The sequence below is a fragment of the Ruegeria sp. BG10 genome, assembly GCF_056538575.1.
On the sequence record NZ_JBQFTI010000001.1, the window covers coordinates 1,842,036 to 1,860,663 of the forward strand.

Annotated in this window: 19 protein-coding genes; 9 read left to right on the top strand and 10 right to left on the bottom strand. The window is 60.1% G+C overall.

What is annotated here, in order from left to right; genetic code table 11:
* The first annotated feature begins 100 nt into the window (after positions 1-100).
* From ACR0D8_RS09125 to ACR0D8_RS09135, 3 genes are read left to right on the top strand one after another with little or no spacing between them, the layout of a single operon-like run.
* Complete coding sequence (locus ACR0D8_RS09125; protein WP_475162012.1) at positions 101-529, top strand: VOC family protein; 429 nt, start codon at positions 101-103, stop codon at positions 527-529.
* Positions 526-1,230 carry a DUF1194 domain-containing protein gene (locus ACR0D8_RS09130; protein WP_480645835.1) on the top strand — a complete coding sequence of 235 codons (705 nt, stop codon included), beginning with the start codon at positions 526-528 and terminating at the stop codon, positions 1,228-1,230. Before ACR0D8_RS09125 ends, ACR0D8_RS09130 begins: the two co-directional genes overlap by 4 nt.
* Complete coding sequence (locus ACR0D8_RS09135) at positions 1,227-2,003, top strand: DUF1194 domain-containing protein (protein WP_480645836.1); 777 nt, start codon at positions 1,227-1,229, stop codon at positions 2,001-2,003. Before ACR0D8_RS09130 ends, ACR0D8_RS09135 begins: the two co-directional genes overlap by 4 nt.
* Here the strand turns inward: ACR0D8_RS09135 and ACR0D8_RS09140 are convergent.
* The 3 genes from ACR0D8_RS09140 to ACR0D8_RS09150 all read right to left on the bottom strand — a co-directional run bounded on the left by ACR0D8_RS09140 (position 1,950) and on the right by ACR0D8_RS09150 (position 3,172).
* Positions 1,950-2,447: a MarR family winged helix-turn-helix transcriptional regulator gene (locus ACR0D8_RS09140; protein ID WP_480645837.1), complete on the bottom strand. Its 498-nt coding sequence runs from the start codon at positions 2,445-2,447 to the stop codon at positions 1,950-1,952. The genes ACR0D8_RS09135 and ACR0D8_RS09140 overlap by 54 nt on opposite strands.
* Positions 2,448-2,525: 78 nt before the next feature.
* On the bottom strand, positions 2,526-2,783 hold the full coding sequence (locus ACR0D8_RS09145) for a succinate dehydrogenase assembly factor 2 (protein WP_480645838.1): 258 nt from the start codon (positions 2,781-2,783) through the stop codon (positions 2,526-2,528).
* Positions 2,780-3,172, bottom strand: a complete 393-nt coding sequence (locus ACR0D8_RS09150) for a helix-turn-helix domain-containing protein (protein WP_475162025.1) — start codon at positions 3,170-3,172, stop codon at positions 2,780-2,782. Before ACR0D8_RS09150 ends, ACR0D8_RS09145 begins: the two co-directional genes overlap by 4 nt.
* Positions 3,173-3,263: 91 nt before the next feature.
* On the opposite strand from ACR0D8_RS09150, the gene ACR0D8_RS09155 reads away from it, so the two are divergent.
* Together ACR0D8_RS09155 and ACR0D8_RS09160 are read left to right on the top strand one after the other, a co-directional pair.
* On the top strand, positions 3,264-4,466 hold the full coding sequence (locus tag ACR0D8_RS09155; RefSeq protein WP_480645839.1) for a pyridoxal phosphate-dependent aminotransferase: 1,203 nt from the start codon (positions 3,264-3,266) through the stop codon (positions 4,464-4,466).
* 13 nt (positions 4,467-4,479) lie between these two features.
* Complete coding sequence (locus tag ACR0D8_RS09160) at positions 4,480-4,881, top strand: hypothetical protein (RefSeq protein ID WP_480645840.1); 402 nt, start codon at positions 4,480-4,482, stop codon at positions 4,879-4,881.
* 12 nt (positions 4,882-4,893) lie between these two features.
* Here ACR0D8_RS09160 and ACR0D8_RS09165 read toward each other — a convergent pair whose 3' ends face one another.
* Positions 4,894-6,246, bottom strand: coding sequence for an MATE family efflux transporter (locus ACR0D8_RS09165; RefSeq protein WP_475163459.1), 1,353 nt, complete (start codon positions 6,244-6,246; stop codon positions 4,894-4,896).
* Between the two features lie 174 nt (positions 6,247-6,420).
* Between ACR0D8_RS09165 and ACR0D8_RS09170 the strand changes: the two genes are divergently transcribed.
* Positions 6,421-7,296, top strand: a complete 876-nt coding sequence (locus ACR0D8_RS09170; protein WP_480645841.1) for an alpha/beta fold hydrolase — start codon at positions 6,421-6,423, stop codon at positions 7,294-7,296.
* A gap of 3 nt (positions 7,297-7,299) precedes the next feature.
* Here ACR0D8_RS09170 and ACR0D8_RS09175 read toward each other — a convergent pair whose 3' ends face one another.
* Positions 7,300-7,908 carry a peroxidase-related enzyme gene (locus ACR0D8_RS09175; protein ID WP_480645842.1) on the bottom strand — a complete coding sequence of 203 codons (609 nt, stop codon included), beginning with the start codon at positions 7,906-7,908 and terminating at the stop codon, positions 7,300-7,302.
* Positions 7,909-8,031: 123 nt separating this feature from the next.
* Between ACR0D8_RS09175 and ACR0D8_RS09180 the strand changes: the two genes are divergently transcribed.
* From ACR0D8_RS09180 to ACR0D8_RS09190, 3 genes are all read left to right on the top strand, one after another.
* Positions 8,032-8,874 (top strand): methyltransferase domain-containing protein, encoded by an 843-nt coding sequence (locus ACR0D8_RS09180; protein WP_480645843.1) that lies wholly within the window; start codon positions 8,032-8,034, stop codon positions 8,872-8,874.
* A 135-nt stretch (positions 8,875-9,009) separates the two neighbouring features.
* The gene (gene parE / locus ACR0D8_RS09185) at positions 9,010-10,968 is read left to right on the top strand and encodes a DNA topoisomerase IV subunit B (RefSeq protein WP_480645844.1); all 1,959 of its coding nucleotides are present in this window, start codon (positions 9,010-9,012) and stop codon (positions 10,966-10,968) included.
* Entirely contained in the window at positions 10,968-11,690 is a 723-nt protein-coding gene (locus ACR0D8_RS09190) for a hypothetical protein (protein WP_480645845.1), read from the top strand. Before parE ends, ACR0D8_RS09190 begins: the two co-directional genes overlap by 1 nt.
* Before the next feature lie 190 nt (positions 11,691-11,880).
* Here the strand turns inward: ACR0D8_RS09190 and ACR0D8_RS09195 are convergent, their stop codons facing one another.
* From ACR0D8_RS09195 to ACR0D8_RS09215, 5 genes are all read right to left on the bottom strand, one after another.
* Positions 11,881-12,660 carry an alpha/beta hydrolase gene (locus tag ACR0D8_RS09195; protein WP_480645846.1) on the bottom strand — a complete coding sequence of 260 codons (780 nt, stop codon included), beginning with the start codon at positions 12,658-12,660 and terminating at the stop codon, positions 11,881-11,883.
* A 58-nt stretch (positions 12,661-12,718) separates the two neighbouring features.
* Positions 12,719-13,864 carry an iron-containing alcohol dehydrogenase gene (locus ACR0D8_RS09200; RefSeq protein WP_480645847.1) on the bottom strand — a complete coding sequence of 382 codons (1,146 nt, stop codon included), beginning with the start codon at positions 13,862-13,864 and terminating at the stop codon, positions 12,719-12,721.
* A gap of 68 nt (positions 13,865-13,932) precedes the next feature.
* Positions 13,933-15,315 (bottom strand): aldehyde dehydrogenase family protein, encoded by a 1,383-nt coding sequence (locus ACR0D8_RS09205; protein WP_480645848.1) that lies wholly within the window; start codon positions 15,313-15,315, stop codon positions 13,933-13,935.
* Between the two features lie 95 nt (positions 15,316-15,410).
* On the bottom strand, positions 15,411-16,772 hold the full coding sequence (locus ACR0D8_RS09210) for a glutamine synthetase family protein (protein WP_480645849.1): 1,362 nt from the start codon (positions 16,770-16,772) through the stop codon (positions 15,411-15,413).
* A 56-nt stretch (positions 16,773-16,828) separates the two neighbouring features.
* On the bottom strand, positions 16,829-18,514 hold the full coding sequence (locus tag ACR0D8_RS09215; RefSeq protein ID WP_480645850.1) for a Na/Pi cotransporter family protein: 1,686 nt from the start codon (positions 18,512-18,514) through the stop codon (positions 16,829-16,831).
* Between the last annotated feature and the right edge of the window lie 114 nt (positions 18,515-18,628).

Sequence of the window (18,628 nt, forward strand, 5' to 3'; positions counted from 1 at the left end):
ACGAATTCTGCAATTTCCAAATTGTGTCCGCGCGGCCTCTCGACACCCTTGACCGGCGCGCTAAGCTGCATCGCGTCACCTGAACAGAAAGGAAGCCGCAATGGGGCTGAGATATCTTCACACCATGATCCGCGTGAAGGATCTGGAAAAGTCGATGGCGTTTTATGAACTGCTGGGGCTGAAGGAAACCCGCCGGTATGACAGCGAAGCCGGGCGGTTTTCGCTGATCTTCATGGCGCCCCCAGGGCAGGAAGACCGGCCGATCGAACTGACCTACAACTGGGACGGGGACGACGCGCTGCCCAGCGACAGCCGCCATTTCGGACACCTCGCCTATGGCGTCGATGACATTTACGGGATGTGCCAACACCTGCAGGACAACGGCGTCGTGATCAACCGCCCGCCGCGGGACGGGCGCATGGCTTTTGTGCGGTCCCCCGACAATATTTCGGTCGAGCTGCTGCAGAACGGCGAGGCGCTGAAACCCGCCGAACCCTGGGCCAGCATGGAAAGCACCGGCCACTGGTGATCCGCTGGCTGATGACATTGGGTTTGGCCGGGCTGGCCAGCCCCCTTCGGGCCGAGACCTGCCGCCTGGCTCTGGCGCTTGCCATGGATATCTCGACATCTGTGGACGCGACCGAGGATACCCTGCAACGGCAAGGTCTGGCCGCCGCGCTGATCGCGCCCGAGGTGACAGAGGCGTTCTTTTCCTCCCCCATGCCCGTCGCTCTGGCGGTGTATGAATGGAGCGGCCGCACCACCCAGCGTGTCATTCTGAACTGGACGATGATCCGCTCTGAAGCCGACCTGCTGTTGGCGGCATCAACCGTCCAGCAATCGGTGCGGTCCGACAGCGGCTCGGCCACGGCCATGGGATATGCGCTGGCCTTTGGGGCCACGCTGATGCAGCAGGCCCCAGGCTGTCTGTTCCAAACCATCGACCTGTCCGGTGACGGATCGAACAATGATGGCTACGGACCGGATTCAGCCTATCGGCACTTTCCGTTTGAAAACACGGTGGTCAACGGGCTGGTCATCAATGCCGCCGATTTCGAGGGCGAGCTGTTCCTGATCCCCTTCTTCGAAAACAACGTCCTGCACGGACCCGGTGCCTTTCTTGAAATCGCGCAGGGGTTCGAGGACTTTGAACGCGCCATGCGGCGCAAGCTGGAACGGGAACTGCAAGGTCTGCAAATCGGGGCGCTGCATAGCGATGGGCAGAAATGATACGGGTCCTGGCATTCGTCCTCAGCCTGGCCGCAGGTTCGGCGGCATCGGAATGCCGGCAGGCGCTGGCGCTGGGTCTGGACGTCTCCGGGTCGGTGGACAGCGGTGAATACCGCCTGCAACTGGATGGGCTGGCGGCCGCGCTGCAGCGGCCCGACGTCGCGCAGCTGATCCTGTCCAACGCTGCCGCCCCTATCCGACTAGCGATCTATGAGTGGAGCGAGACCGGCCACCAGCGCGTATTGCTGAATTGGACCGATCTGCGATCCATCCAGGATCTGGAACGGATCGGCGCGATGTTGCGCAACACAAGACGCAGCGCCGCGCCGCAGGGAACCGCGCTTGGATCTGCCATGCTGTTCGGGGCTGAGTTGCTGTCGCAACAGGCCGCATGCTGGAAACGCACGCTGGATTTGTCAGGCGACGGAAAACACAACCTTGGCCCCCACCCGCGGGACGTTAAAAACACACTCTCGCTGTCGGGTGTCACTATCAACGGATTGGTAATCGGGGCGGACGATCCCAACAATGGTGACACACGCTATGTGCAGGTGGGCGAGCTGTCGGCCTATTACCGCGCCTGGGTCATCCTGGGTCCGAATGCGTTTGTCGAGGTCGCGCTGGGTTTCGAAGCCTATGAGGACGCGATGGCCCGCAAACTGTTACGGGAACTTCAGGGACCTGTCCTGTCCTATGAAGGCGGACCCAAGCGTCATCGGTCAGTAGATATAGCGGATCTGGTCGGTCCAGTACCGTTCGACCCGGCGCAATGAAGTGGTGATATCCTCAATCCCTTCCAGCCCCAGCACACCGCGGCTTTGCAGCCCTTCGGCATGGCGCGCGAACAACTCGGCCACGATATCGCGGATTTCCCGGCCCCGCGGCGTCAACCTGACCCGGACCGAGCGTCGGTCGATCTCGCATCGCTGGTGGTGCATATACCTCATCTCGACCAGTTTCTTGAGGTTGTAACTGACATTGCTGCCCTGATAGTAGCCCCGGCTTTTCAACTCACCCGCCGTGACCTCGTGATCGCCGATATTGAACAAGAGCAATGCCTGCACAGCGTTGATCTCAAGCACGCCCACGCGCTCGAACTCATCCTTGATAACGTCCAGCAGCAGGCGGTGCAGCCGCTCAACCAGGGCAAGCGCCTCAAGATAGCTGGTCATGAACCCCTTGGTTCCGGGCGCGGAGACCTGCATTTCGATACTCATCCGATCCTCCGATTCAATCGCGCTGTTTCAGGCAGAATGAATCGAAATCCCGAAAAATCGGTTAAGCGGGTTTTTCCATTATTTTTGAAACGTCTGCGCGATATCGGAAATCAGGTCAGCGAAGGTTTCGGGTGGTGGGACCTGCCCCGTCACCCACTGATACAGATCCTGGTCATTCTCGTGCAGCAACGCATCGTATGTATCCAGCCCGGCAGGGTCCATATTGGCCAGATGCCGTTCGGCATAGGCCGACAGGATCAGGTCCATCTCTTTGATGCCGCGCCGCATAGATCGCATCTTCAGACGCTTGACCCGTATGTCCCGGGGTTCGCTCACTGGCCGTTCTCCAGCATCAGGCGCAGCTTTTTTTCCAGCCTAGCCGCACGTTCGGCGCTGGCGCGCATCTCGCCGCGAATGGATCGCAGTTCGGCCACGACCTCTGCCAGTTCGGGAACGCCTTCATCGGCCTCCTGCGGGGCGTCCATGCCCTCGCCCTCACCGGTCAGCAGCCACATGATGGAAACGTTGACCATGCCCGCCATCATCGAAAGCCGGTTCGCGCGCGGCTCGGACAGGTCATTCTCCCACGCTGCAATAGTTGCCTTCTTGACGCCCAGACGACGGGCCATCTGCGACTGCGTCATACCGGCCGCTTCGCGGGCGCCTGCCAGGCGATCCCCGAATGTGGCTGCGTCCGGTCCATACCAGTCGTTTTCGTCGTTCATCGGGCTCTCCAATTCCATTCTTCATATCGCTTGATCGTCATTCGGGCGCACCCTATGACAGACAGGCTGAACATACAAACCGAGGCCGTCCATGAGTTTCCTGTCTGCGACACTGTCACGCGTAAAACCATCGCCTACGATCGCGATGACGGCCAAAGCGGCCGAGTTGAAGGCCGCGGGACGCGACGTTATCGGCCTGAGCGCGGGGGAACCCGATTTCGACACGCCGCAGAACATCAAGGATGCCGCCGTTGCCGCAATTGCGGCCGGCAAGACAAAATATACCGCCCCTGACGGCATCCCCGAACTGAAACAGGCCGCCTGCGCCAAGATGAAGCGCGACCACGGTCTGGATTATGCGCCCGCTCAAATCTCGGTCGGAACCGGTGGCAAGCAGACGTTGTACAACGCCCTTATGGCGACGATGAACGAAGGTGACGAGGTCATTATCCCCGCCCCTTACTGGGTCAGCTATCCCGATATGGTGTTGTTGGCAGGGGGTACTCCGGTGGTCGTTGAAACGACGCTGGATAACAGCTTCAAGTTGACCCCGGATCAGCTTGAGGCGGCGATCACGTCGAAGACAAAATGGTTCATCTTCAACTCGCCGTCCAACCCCACGGGCGCGGGGTACAGCCGGGCCGAACTGAAGGCCCTGACCGATGTGCTGATGCGGCACCCGCAGGTCTGGATCATGTCCGACGATATGTACGAGCACCTCGCCTATGACGGGTTCGAGTTCTGCACCCCGGCCGAGGTTGAGCCCGGCCTGTTTGACCGCACGCTAACCTGTAACGGCGTGTCCAAGGCCTATGCCATGACAGGCTGGCGCATTGGCTATGCCGCCGGTCCCGTCGAGATCATCGCCGCGATGCGCAAGATCCAGTCTCAGTCGACATCGAACCCCTGTTCGATCAGCCAATGGGCCGCGGTTGAGGCGCTGAACGGCACGCAGGCATTTCTGGCCCCGAATAACGATACGTTCAAACGTCGCCGCGATCTGGTTGTCCGGATGCTGAACGACATAGAAGGCATCACCTGCCCGACGCCCGAAGGCGCGTTCTATGTCTACCCGTCTATCGCCGGACTGATCGGCAAAACGACACCTGCCGGAACGGTGATCGACTCGGATGAGGCATTTGCCACCGCGCTGCTCGAAGAGGCAGACGTCGCCGTTGTGTTTGGCGCGGCTTTTGGCCTGTCGCCGAACTTCCGTGTCAGTTACGCAACCTCGGACGAGGCGCTGACAGAAGCTTGCACCCGTATTCAGCGCTTTTGCGCGTCGCTGAACTAACCGGAGACCTCTGATGACCGCTGAACTGCCCGAATACTATTTCCGAGTGCGCGAGAACGGTGCGGCTGTGTTCCGGATCGACACCGAGAACCGCCAGCGCCGGATCGAAATGGATCAGATCGCGGTGATCAACATCCGAAACGGCGAGGTCAAACCGCAGGGACAGCGCGTTCTGAGCGATTCTGATCGCGAGGCGATCACCCGCTGGATGGAAGAACGCAAGACCCTGCTGGCGCAGCGCGATATCGACGACATTCATCGCGCGGTCGATTATCTGAACCTGACCACGCATTGGGCGCAATCCAAGGCGACGGACGAACAGCTGGAAGAGATCACCGACCGGCTATTGCTGGCCATGCACGACCTGCGCACGGTTCTGGTGCGCAAAAAGGCGGATCGCCTCGGCAAAGGCTGATCCGCCGGGTGGCTATTCTGCGGGCACCCCAATGGCGCGCACCGAACGCAGCCAGAACCGTGCCATCAACAGGACCGCTGCGCAGGCAAGACCCAGCACGAGGCCCAGCCAGATACCGATCCCTCCGAGGTCCTGCGTAAATCCAAAGTAATATGAGGCCGGTATACCCACGACCCAATAGCTGAGCCCGGCCATCACCATAGGAACTTTCGCATCCTGCAACCCGCGCAACAGGCCCAGCGCGATCACCTGCGCCCCGTCCACAAGCTGGAACAGGGCGGCCATGGCAAGCAAGCCGGTACCGATCGCCAGAATCTCGGGGCGCTGCGGATCGTCGGGTTCGACAAAGATCGAGATCAGCGGCTCGGCGCAGGTCAGGAACAGGGTAATCGTGAAAACCGAGACAATCAGCGACATCGCCGTCACCGCGATCGCACCCTTTTCAAGATGCGGTCTGTCCTTGCGGCCAAGGGCGTTCCCGGCGCGGATCGTGGCCGCGTTTGACAGCCCCAGATGCACCATGAACGTAGCCGAGGCCAGGTTCAGAGCGATACCATGCGCCGCCAGCGGCACCTGACCGATCCACCCCATCATGAAAGCCGACATCGCAAACAGTGACACTTCGGCCAACAGGGTCAACCCGATGGGAACACCCAGCCGAAGGACGCTGAACAACATCTCCCAATCCGGGCGCCAGAACCTTTGGAACAGGTTGTGTTCCGGCAGGACGCGCACGGCGTAGACGATCACCGCGATCAGAGACACGGTCTGCGTCACAACCGAGGCTATGGCCGCACCCATCACGCCGAGTTCCGGCGCGCCCCAATTGCCGAAGATCAGCGCATAGTTGGTCAGCCCGTTGACCACCGCCGCAGCGACCGTGATCCACAGCACGATCTGTGTCCGCTCCAGCGCCGCAAGATAGGATTTCAGTACCATGACCACCAGCGCCGGGAATAGTCCCCACCCGGCAACCCGCAGGTATTCCGACGCGGTTTCAGCAACTTGCGGGTCCTGATCCGTGGCAATCAGGATCGGGTAGGACCACCAGAGCAAAGGAATCACCAGCATCCCGTAAAGCAGCGACAGCCACAGCCCCATCCGCGTCGAACGGCGGATGCTGGTTTCATCCTCTTCGGCGGCGGCGGTTGCGACCATCGGCATGACTGCCAGACCAAAACCACCCCCGAACAGGAACAGGACGAAGTAAAAACTGCTGGCCAGCGTGACAGCGGCCAGGGCCTCGACCCCGTACCAGCCCAGCATGATCGTGTCGGTAAGACCGATGGCAAACTGCGCCAGATGCCCGCCGATCAAGGGCAGGCCCAGCACTGCAATGGCCCGGAAATGGGCGCGATATGTCATCACCTTGTTCATCGCATCAGCCATATGCCCGGCCAAAGGCTTGGACAAGAGCCGATCTGAGAAATTTCAGATTGAGACCGGCATCCGGCATTCGAAGGCCCACCTTTCACAAACCAAACCGGGCTTGGACCCGCCGCAGGTTGCTTATTCCACAAGAGAACATACAAACAGACCATGGACACAAGCATCGTCGAACTGAACGGCCATCCCTTCTTTCTGCGCAGCTGGGGGCGGCCGGACCTGCCGCCGCTTCTGATGTTGCACGGGTTTCCCGAATATGGTGGCGCGTGGGGCGATCTTGCTCCGTTTCTGTCGGCTCATTACCACTGTCTCGCGCCGGATCAGCGCGGGTACGGGCAAAGCTGGGCACCGGAAGGCACCGGCAAGTACACTTTGTCCCAGTTGGTGACCGACATGGCGGCCCTGGCCGAACAAAAGGGCGCCCCGCTGACTGTTCTGGGCCATGACTGGGGGGCGTCGGTGGCCTACGGCCTGGCTATGTTCCGCCCTGATCTCGTCAGGCGTCTGATTATAGCCAATGGCGTCCATCCGGTGCCGTTTCAGCGGGCCCTTGCCGCCGGCGGGGCGCAATCGGAAGCGTCGCAATATATCAACGCCTTGCGTGCGCCACAGGCCGCATCGTATTTTTCCGCCGACAATTTCGCCAAACTCGAACAATTTTTTCGGCATGGCATGGGCGTCGACTGGCTGTCAGAGAGCCGCATGCGCACATATCGCGCCGAGTGGGCCAGACCCGGTCGCCTCGAAGCGATGCTGAACTGGTATCGCGCTTCGCCTTTGGTGGTGGCAAATCCAAGCGAACCACGAACCGACCTGCCCGAACTGCCGCGCGAGCGGCTGATGGTCCGTTGCCCGCACCTACTGTTATGGGGCCCCGAAGACAAGGCCTTGCTACCGGAGACAACACAGGGGCTGGAGGAATTTGCCCCTGACCTGACCCGCATGGAAATTCCCGGCACGGACCACTGGCTGCATCACCAAAGGCCCGAGGCCCTTGCGCGCGCCATTCTGGACTGGGACACAGGCTAGCGCCTATTTGTGTCCCCAATCCGCCGGGTCCTCGGAATTGTTTGGTGACAGGCCCAGAATGTCGCCATCCGTGGAACATCCCAAGCCCAGAACAGTCCGGTTCGCATAAGCGAAATACGCACAGACCTGATTGATTTCCAGAATCTCGCCGTCATCCCATCCGGCATCCCGGAGCGCCCCGATATCCGCCTGTACCATCTCGGCCGGTGCTTCGGTCAGCTTTCGAGCATAGTTCATCGCACTGATCTGCGCGGCATTCAGAGGCGCGGTTTCCAGGGTTCTGGCCTCGATCGCGGCGCGAATGGCAAAGCCCCGGTCGGCATCGTCCAGCAGCCGCTGCAATCCACTGAAATGATGTTCGACACAATAGCTGCATTGGTTCAGGGAACTGACCCAGACGCCCAGCACCTCAAGAAACCATTTGGGGACGGCGTTGGCCGAATGGTGCAGCACGTTCTTATACAGCGCCATGTGACCTTCCATCGAATGCGGCCGCAGCGAATGCACCATCATTATGTTGTCTACATTGTTGCCCGGGCCGGTCACCCGTTCATAAAGTTTCTTCAGCCTGCCTGTGGCTTGTTCGAACGGAACGGTTTTTATCCAGCTCATTTGGCCCCCATGGTTCTGCGCGCATCACGTTCAACCCAAACTTTTATCCCGTCATTCTTCGAGACAAATCTGGATCATCCCAACATGCCGGGATAAGGTTCCGGAATTCAAGGGGGAGAGTAAATGATGGAAAAGGCGGAAGAAACTGTCGCCGAATGGTATGCCAGCCACCCGATTTCGGCACCGCATATCCTGACCAAGCTGACTGCCAGCAGGGGAAACCTTGACGGTGTTACTGCACAGGAGCTCTACCCTTACGATCAGGACCACTATGACGGGCTGGACGCAAATTCCCGGCTGGCGGACAACACGCAGATGAAGCCCGGCGACAACGTTCTGGACGTCTGCGCCGGCCTTTGCGGACCGGCGCGGTGGTACGCGACCGAACGCGGTGTTCAGGTCACCGGTGTCGATATCAGCCCCAACCGCATCGACGGTGCGAAAGAACTCAATTCACTGGTCGGGCTGCAGGATCAGGTGCATCCGGTTCTGGCCAGCGCAATGGCCCTGCCGTTCGACGACGCCCGGTTCGATGCTGCAGTTAGTCAGGAATCCTTTTTGCATATCCCGGACAAACCCCGGGCACTGCGCGAGGTTTTTCGCGTCCTGCGCCCCGGTGGGCGCTTTGCCTTTACCGATTGGGTGATGCACACACGCCTGTCGGACGAGGAAATGGAACAATATCGTCAGGGAATAGCCTGCCAGTCCATGCTCAGCATTCCCGAATATCAAACCGGGCTGCAACAGGCTGGTTTTCGGGTGGTTTCCGCGGATGATGTCACGGCCTCATGGGGCGACATCCTGGCACGGCGCCTCAGCATGTACCGGGCGCTTGATGCCGAGGCCGAACGCGCGGGCAACCCGTCCAAAGGCGACGAATTCCTGCGGATGTACGCGCAATTTGTTGACGACGTTCAGCAGCGGCGAATTGGCGGCGCGCGCCTGACGGCAGAAAAACCTCAATAACCGGTTTCTGATCAGCGGCTTCCGGAAAGGGGCCGGTATTCTGACGTCCAATCGCACACAACACCTCGGGGACCTCTTCCCCCCGACCACATCACCTGCCATAATGGGACCAACCTAAAAACAAGAGCAGCACCCATGCCCGACGATCTGTTGACGCCCAGCGCGACCACTACTTATGACGCCTCTTCCATCGAGGTGCTGGAAGGTCTGGAACCGGTCCGCAAACGCCCCGGCATGTATATCGGTGGCACCGATGAGCGCGCCTTGCACCACATGGTGGCCGAAATCCTCGACAACTCGATGGACGAAGCGGTCGCCGGTCACGCCAACCGGATCGAGGTCGAGCTGCACTCTGACTACGCCCTGACCGTGCGCGACAACGGGCGCGGTATCCCGATCGACCCGCACCCGAAGTTCCCGGACAAATCGGCGCTTGAGGTCATCCTCTGCACCCTGCACGCAGGCGGTAAATTCTCCGGCAAGGCTTACCAGACCTCGGGCGGCTTGCACGGCGTGGGTGCATCCGTGGTCAACGCGCTGTCGGATTCGATGGTCGTACAGGTGGCGCGGGACAAGCAGCTGTTCGAACAACGGTTCTCGCGCGGTATCCCTCTGGGTCCCGTGCAAAAGGTCGGCGCAGCCCCCAACCGGCGCGGCACCACCGTCACCTTCCACGCGGACGAAGAAATCTTCGGCCATCACCGCTTCAAACCGGCGCGACTGTTCAAGTCCATCCGCTCCAAGGCTTATCTGTTTTCGGGCGTGGAAATCCGCTGGAAGTCCGCCATCGACGATGGTGAGACGCCGACCGAGGCCAGCTTTCACTTCCCAGGCGGCCTGTCGGATTACCTGAAGGAGACAATGAACGGCTCCTCGACCTATGCCGAACAGCCTTTTGCCGGCACCGTGGACTTCAATGAAAAATTCGGCACGCCGGGCAAGGTCGAATGGGCGATCAACTGGACGCCTTCGCGCGACGGGTTCATCCAGTCCTACTGTAACACCGTCCCCACGCCCGAGGGCGGCACCCATGTGGCAGGGTTCTGGGCCGCTGTCCTCAAGGGCATCAAAGCCTATGGGGAACTGATCAACAACAAGAAGGCCGGCCAGATCACCCGTGACGATCTGATCACCGGCGGCTGCGCGCTGGTGTCGTGCTTCATCAGTGAGCCGGAATTCGTCGGCCAGACCAAAGACCGTCTTGCGACGGTCGAGGCGCAACGGCTGGTGGAAAATTCGGTCCGCGACCATTTCGATAACTGGCTGGCCGCGGACACGAAATCCGCCGGCGCGATACTGGACTTCCTCATCCTGCGGGCTGAGGAACGCCTGCGCCGACGGGCCGAGAAGGAAACACAACGCAAGTCCGCCACTAAGAAACTTCGTCTCCCCGGCAAGTTGGTGGACTGTAGTAGTTCAACACGCGATGGCACGGAATTATTCATCGTCGAGGGCGACTCGGCGGGCGGTTCTGCAAAAATGGGTCGCGACCGTAAAACGCAGGCCCTGCTGCCCCTGCGCGGCAAAATCCTGAACGTGTTGGGCGCGGCCAGTTCCAAGCTGGGTACGAATGCCGAGATCAACGACCTGACCCAGGCGCTGGGTGTGGGGCTTGGCACCAAGTTCAATGTGGACGACCTGCGCTATGACAAGGTCATCATCATGACCGACGCGGATGTGGACGGGGCGCATATCGCCTCGCTGCTGATGACATTCTTCTTCACCCAGATGCGGCCCATGATCGACGCGGGCCACCTGTACCTCGCCTGCCCGCCCCTCTATCGCCTGACCCAGGGCGCCAAACGCGTCTATTGTCTGGACGAGGCCGAGCGCGACGAATGGCTTGAGAAAGGTCTGGGCGGCAAGGGCAAGATCGACGTCTCGCGCTTCAAAGGTCTGGGCGAGATGGACGCCAAGGACCTGAAAGAGACCACAATGGACCCGGCCTCGCGCAAACTGATCCGCGTCACCATAGACGAGGACGAACCCGGCGAAACCGGTGACCTTGTCGAGCGCCTGATGGGCAAAAAACCCGAACTGCGGTTCCAGTACATTCAGGAGAACGCGCGGTTTGTGGAGGAGTTGGATGTTTGATGGCTGAAAAACTCTCAAGCTCTTCGTTAAGCGAGCTTGGTTTGAAGGCAACTTGGATTTACTTGGTCTTTTTGATTGGTGGAATTCCAGCGGCCGCAGTTTTTGGTTTTGTCGAGTCTAAGCCATTAGAGCTAAATGAGATCGGCGATTTCCTTGCGGGCGCATTTGGTCCGCTGGCTATTTTTTGGCTGGTTTTGGGTTTTTTTCAGCAAGGGAAAGAGCTTAGGGCGAGTGTCGAAGCATTAAAGCTGCAAGCGGAGGAACTGAAGAATTCTGTAGAACAGCAAAAAGCAATGGTCGGAGTTACACAACGTCAACTAGAGATCGATGAAGCCGCTTTCAAAGAAAACTCGTTTGTCCGGCAAGAAGCAGAAATGCCTCACTTGGTTGTGTCTCAAAACGGAGGGTCAACAACCGGCCGAAGAAGGCAATACAATTATAAGATTACGAACATCGGAAAACCTGCTGCTCGTGTAGTCTTGAGCATATCACCTAACCTAGAGAAAGTTTATCCAACGGAATTCCGTGCGCTGTCCGACGGAGAAACTGTAGTGTTTCACGTCGATTTTGACGTGGATACTTCTGAAGAAGACTTCGAACGCAAGCACGAACTCACGTTAATTTCCGACAATCAATTGGGCAAAACCAAAATTCAGGTTTTTAAACTATTTCGCACCGAGGTCACTCCAATGCACACTTCGATGGAGTCCGTTGGACTCTAGCTGCACAGTAAGAATAGGATCGGTGTCCATACCCATCAAATTGCCCGTTTCGAAATGGGTATAAACACCCATCCTACCTCTACACAATCCTCGCGCCCGCCCATGGGAGCGGGTCGGGCGCGTGCTTGATGCAAAGCATCAAGCATTGGGTGGATAGTGCGGGACGATCCCGCAACCCGCAGACCGGGCTTCAGCCCGGCACCACAGTGACCCCGTCCAACCACTCCGCAATCTGCCCCGCTGGACCCTCCCACCCTGGCTCCATGAACAGAAAATGCGCGTGGTTCTCGGCAGCCAAAAACGTCGCGCGGTCTCCATAAAGCTCAGCCAGCGCGCGGCAGGTATTTGGGTTCACGGCCCGGTCCTCGGTGCCGGATACGATCAGCACCGGGCAATCGACCTTGTCGATATCCACCTTCATCGCGTGGTGGTCGTCGAACATCCAGAAGAACATCTCGAACATCACCCGCCCGCTCTCAGCACCAAGCCGATCGAACACCTCATGCTGCTGTGCCTCGGGCATCTTGTTCAGCGCAAAGGGGGCCATCAGGTCGAAATCGACGCGCATGGGCTGTTTCCAGAAGGCCCCGCCCTCCATCAACGCGCGCGGCACGGCGCGTTCGTCATCGGTTTCGGGCAAGGTGCCCCACGGCGCGTTGGGGTTGATCAGGACAATCGCGCTGGCCAGCCCGCGCGACGCCACCTGCTGCGCGACGACCCCGGCGATGGCGTGGCCCAGAATGACAGGTTTGCTGTCCAGCACCTGCACATATGCGGCAATGTCATCGACGTAATCCAGAACGCTGGTATCGGTAAGGCCTGGATCGGGGTCAGCCCGGGGGTCGCCGCCATGATAGCGCAACGCCGGCGTATGGACCGTCCAGCCCCGGTCGCGGAAGAACGCCGCGTAATCCTGCATACACCACGGACCGGCAAACGCACCGTGGATCAGAACAATCTCTTTGGTCATGAAAATCTCCCTCACCTCTGATCAGTATGAGAGGTGAGGGAGCGTTTGGGCAAGGCCCTTACAGCGCCGCCTTGAACAACCCGGTCAGGTTATCCTCGGTCAGTTCTATCGGGTTGCCGCCGCAGGACGGGTCGATGATCGCCCCCTGCACCAGTTCGGGGATCGACGCCTCGGTCACACCCAGATCAGCCAGCCTGCGTGGGATACCAAGGCTGTCATTGAATTCCTGCACAAATTCGCGGAAGCCGTTGAACCCTCCGTCGATGCCCAGATAGGCAGCGGCGGTTCGGAAGCGGTCGGCGATGACCGGCGCGTTGAACTCCAGCACGGCGGGCATGCAGACCGCGTTGGTGGTTCCGTGATGGGTGTTGAACACCGCGCCGATGGGGTGGCTCATCGCGTGGATCGCGCCGAGGCCTTTCTGGAAGGCGGTTGCGCCCATCGCCGCCGCGCTCATCATCTGGGCGCGGGCTTCGATATCGGTGTCGTCAGCAAAGGCGCGCGGCAGGTAATCCTTGACCAGCCGCATTCCCTCCAGCGCGATGCCCTGAGACATCGGGTGGTAATGCGGGCTGGAAAACGCCTCGACGCAATGCGCGAACGCGTCCAGACCTGTGCCCGCCGTGATGAAACCGGGCATGCCCACGGTCAGTTCAGGGTCACAAATCACCACGGTCGGCAATACCTTGGGATGGAAGATGATCTTCTTGGCGTGCGTTTCAGAGTTGGTGATGACACTGGCGCGGCCCACCTCAGAGCCCGTTCCGGCGGTGGTTGGCACCGCGATGATCGGCGCGATGGCATCGGCATCCGCGCGGGTCCACCAATCGCCGATATCCTCGAAATCCCAGACGGGGCGCGTCTGACCGGCCATGAAGGCGACCATCTTGCCCAGATCCAGCCCCGAGCCGCCGCCAAAGGCAATCACCCCGTCATGGCCGCCCGCGTTATAGGCCGCAACCCCGGCGTCGAGGTTCTTTTCGTTGGGGTTCGGGTCCACATCCGCAAACAGGCCGCGCCCCAGACCCGCAGCCTCCATGATATCCAGCGTCGACGCTGTGATCGGCAGATTGGCCAGCCCCTTGTCCGTGACCAGCAGCGGCCTCTTCATCCCGGCCGCCGCGCAGGCCTCGGGCAGTTCCCTGATGCGCCCGGCACCGAATTTGATTGCGGTCGGATAGGACCAGTTTCCAACAAGTGTCATGTCAGAGATTCCTTTGTAATTGTGGCCTGCCCCGGCGAGGGGGTCTTTCCGGGGCAGGCAGATCGCCCTCAGCCGGTGACCTTTTTCAGGTGATAGGATTTGGGACGTGTCAGGTTGTGGTAGCCGATCACGGACAGCCCGCCGCCGCGCCCGGTATTCTTGCAGCCGGTCCAGCACAGGCCCGGGTCCAGATAGTCGGCGCGGTTCATGAACACGGTGCCGGTTTCGATGGCGTCACCCACCCGCGCGGCGCGATCCACGTCCCGGGTCCAGAGGCTGGCGGTCAGGCCAAACTCGCTGTCATTCATCAACGCGATGGCTTCCTCGTCCGAGGACACTTTCATGATGCCCACCACCGGGCCAAAGCTTTCCTCCCGCATCACCCGCATGTCATGGGTGACGTTGGTGAGGATTTGGGGGGTCAGATAGGCCCCTCCGTCATCTTCGGCAAAGGTGTCGATATGGGCCACCGCCCCGGACGCGACCGCCTCGGCAATCTGCGCGCGCACCTCGTCGGCAAAACGCACATTGGCCATCGGGCCAATCGTCGTTTCGGCGTCCAGCGGGTCGCCCAGCTTGTAACCCTTCAAAATCTCAACCGCCTTGGCGACGAAATCGTCATAAAGGCTCTCATGCACGTAAATCCGTTCGATCCCACAGCAACACTGCCCCGAGTTGAACATCGCCCCGTCGATCAACGTGTCGACGGCGGCATCCAGATCGGCATCCTCCATGACATAACCCGGATCCTTGCCGCCCAATTCGGTGCCCACGCCGGTAAAAGTGCCCGCCGCCGCGCGCTCCATCGCCCGGCCGCCGCCGACCGAGCCGGTGAAGTTCACGAAATCAAACGCGTTGCCCGCGATCAGGTCACTGGTCACGTCGTGACTCAGGAAAACGTTCTGGAACACATCCTCGGGCACCCCTGCTGCTTGAAAGGCCTGCGCCAAACGCTCACCGACCAGAAGGGTCTGTGTGGCGTGTTTCAGCATCACAGTATTGCCCGCGATCAGCGCCGGCGCCACCGTGTTGATCGCCGTCATATAAGGGTAATTCCAGGGTGCCACGACAAACACGACCCCATGCGGGATGCGTTTGATGTAGCGCCTGAACATCTCATCCTCGCCCACGGCAATATCGGCCAGAGACGTCTCAGCAATCTCGGCCATATAGGCGGCGCGCTCGTTGAACCCGCCGAACTCCCCGCCATAGCGCACCGGACGCCCCATCATATGCGCGAGTTCGGGTACGATCTCATCATTCATTGCGCCCACGGCAGCGACACCTGCCATCACAAGACCGATGCGTTCCTGCAGTGGCCGTGCCGCCCAGTCCACCAGCGCCGCCCGTGCACGCTCAGCCGCCGCAAAAGCCGCGTCCCGCGACAGCACGTCCCGCTCCGCATATACCGACCCGTCAATCGGTGAGACACATTTCAACATCTGCCCCATAGTCACTCCATTTCCGAAAGAAACAGGATCCCTGCTTCATCTGGCCAAAAAATACCTCGGGGGTCTGGGGGCAGAGCCCCCAGCCTGATCCGACCTCACGCCCGCTCGAACCCGCGGGCAATTTCCCAATCAGTTACGACGCGCTCGAATTCCTCGATCTCGACCTCGGCCGCACGTGAATAGTGATCAACCACCTCATCCCCCATGGCCGATCGCAACATGGCCGAACCATGCAGTGCATCCCGCGCTGCACGTAAGTTGCCCGGGATCATCCCGGTCTCACCCTGATACACATCGCCCTTGGTAGGAGGTTGCAACTCCAACCCCTCTTCGATCCCCGCGATCCCGGCTGCCAGCATTCCGGCCATCGCAAGATAAGGGTTCATATCCGAGCCCGGAATCCGGCATTCGACCCGAACGGCCTTGGTTCCATCGCCGCACAGACGGAAGCCGGCGGTGCGGTTGTCTACCGACCAGATAATCCGTGTCGGTGCAAATGTGCCCTTCATGAACCGCTTGTAGCTGTTGATGTAAGGGGCCATGAAATATGTGTAGTCGGCGGCGTATTTCAGCAGACCTGCCATATAGCTTTTCATCAGCGCCGACATGCCCAGCTCGTCCTCTGCATCAAAGAACACAGGCTTGCCATCCGCCCACAGCGACTGGTGCACATGGCTGGAACTGCCGACCTTGTCATGATGCCATTTCGGCAGGAATGTCGCGGCGTGGCCATGCTGCCACGCGATCTCTTTCACCGCATTCTTGGCGATCGAGTGATACTCGGCCGTCTCCATCGCAGATGCGTATTTGATGTTCAGCTCTTCCTGTCCGGTCTCAGCCTCGCCCTTCGAATTCTCGACCGGGATACCCGCATTCCACAGATGATTGCGGATCGGGCGCATCACATGTTCTTCCTTGGTGGTCTGCAGGATGTGGTAGTCTTCGTTATAGCCCGAGATCGGTTCCAGATTGCGGAACCCTTCCTTGCGGATCTGATCAAAGCTCTTCTCGAACAGGAAAAATTCCAGTTCGGTGGCCGTCATCGCGTCATACCCCATGGCTTTCAGACGGGCGACCTGCTTCTTCAGGATCGACCGGGGCGCGTGGGGCACTTCCTCGTGCGTATGGTGATCCAGCACATCGCACATCACCATCACCGTGCCTTCCAGCCAGGGCACCGGGCGTAACGTGTCCAGATCCGGCTTCATGACATAATCGCCATAGCCCCTTTCCCAACTGGTCGCCGCATAACCGTCCGGTGTGCCCATCTCAAGGTCGGTGGCCAGAAGGTAGTTGCAGCAATGCGTTTCCTCCCACGCGCCGGCCACGAAGTGACCCGCGTGGAAACGCTTGCCCATCAACCGCCCCTGCATGTCCACCATGCAGACCAGAACGGTGTCCACCTCGCCCGCTTCGACCCTGGCCTTCAAATCGGCCAAACGTGGTTCATCGCCCATCTGTCAATCCTTTGTCACACTCAGAGACCCCAGCCTCTTTTCCCAGTTGACGGCCCTCAATCTTCGGACGCGTCCTTTTCCATTTCCATGACCAGACGCGTCTCCAGCACCTGCCCGCTCTTGTAGAGGATCGGATAGGCGATGGCGGCGACATGGCCGTGCAGGTCCCGCATGGCGCGCAGCGTTTCAAGATGCAGATCGCTGGAGCGGAAGCTTTCGGTCTGTCCCCGCTCCAGCCGCTTCAGATGCGCCTTGCGACTGTTTCGCGACATGCGCTTGACCTCGGCCTTGTCCAGCACCAGCCGGCGGGCGCAGTCCATGTCGTCCACCAGCAGCACGTGGCGGGCCAGCGAGAAGCTCTCCAGTATCGCACCGTGCAAATCCTTCAGCTCTTTCCACCCCTGGGCGGAAAACTCGGTGCGCTCCGTGTGCTTGATCTGAGCGGTGCGGGTCATGCGGTTCGATACCACATCGCCCGCGGCCTCCAGTCGGATGGCGTATTCCACCAACCCGCGCGCCGCCTTGATCTGCGCCTTGGTCATGTTCTGGCGTGGCATGCGCGCGACAAAACGGCGAATTTCAGTCAGTTGCGCATTGACCCGCTCATCCTGCTGCCACAGGGCCGAGATCGCGTCGCTGTCGTCCTGTTCGTAAATGTCCAGCACCGGGCGGAACATCCGCTCGACCTGGGTGACCATCTGCAGCAATTCGTGGCGCACCGAGGACATTGCCACATTTGCCCCCGACGCGCTGGGATCGCTCAGCGGGCTGAGCGCGTCCGAGAACTGATCCATCGCCTTTTTTTCCACCTCGGGTTCAGGCAGCAACAGGGCCATCGGCCGCTCCAGCCGGTTGACAAAGCCCGTGGCCAGCAGGAACACAGCCAGGTTGAACCCGATATGTGCAAGGATCAGCGACTGCCCTGCCCCGGTGATCATCAGCGCGCCTTGCGCGCCGTTCACGTTGACCGCAATCAGCACCACAAGCGCGGCACTGCCCCGCAACAGCAGGTTGGCCATCGGAATGCGGCGGGACGAAACCGTCAGGTCACGCGTCAGCCAGATCGGGATAAAGGCCGAACCCAGATTGGCTCCCAGCACCAGTGACAATCCGGCCGCAAACGGGATCGCTCCGATCTGCACCAGCGTCACGCACATCAGGATCGTCGCAACCGAGCTGTGCATGACGAACGCCAGCACCGCCCCCACGATGAAAGCGCTGAAATAGTCGCTTTCCAAGTAACCGGCGATGGCCGGAAGAAACGCGCTTTCGCGGATTGGCTCGACCGCGTCGCGCAGGAACTGAAGTGAGATCAGAATGAAGGCGATACCCAGAATGATCCGTCCCATCAACCGCACATTGGCCCGGTCGGACTTGAGGTACAGCCACCCGCCCAGCGCAAGCAGCACCGGTTGCAGCCAGCCCAGATCATAGGACAGAACCTGAATGATCAGCGCCGAGCCAAGATCGGCGCCCAGCACACCGGCCAGTGCGATACCAAAGCTCACCATGCCCGCCGCGGCAAATCCGGTCAGCAAGACGGCAACTGCGGCCGAGCTTTGAAGGATCGTGGCCAGCACCATTCCGGCCCCGCCAGCAAGAAAACCGTTCGAATGGCGCGTCAGGATCGACTGGAACAGCGCGCCAAAACGCCGTTCGATCCCGGTTCTTACCAGCCGCACGGCAAACAGCAGCAACATGGTCGCTGCAAAAATCTCGATCAAAAAACCTGCAATGGCCATCTGCTTACACCTCGCCGCTCCGGATCACGCCGCAGCGCACCGGGGGCCTTGATTTTGGTTTAAAAACAGATGTCAGCATACGAATTGTCGGTTCCGTTTGTCCAATCCCGGCGC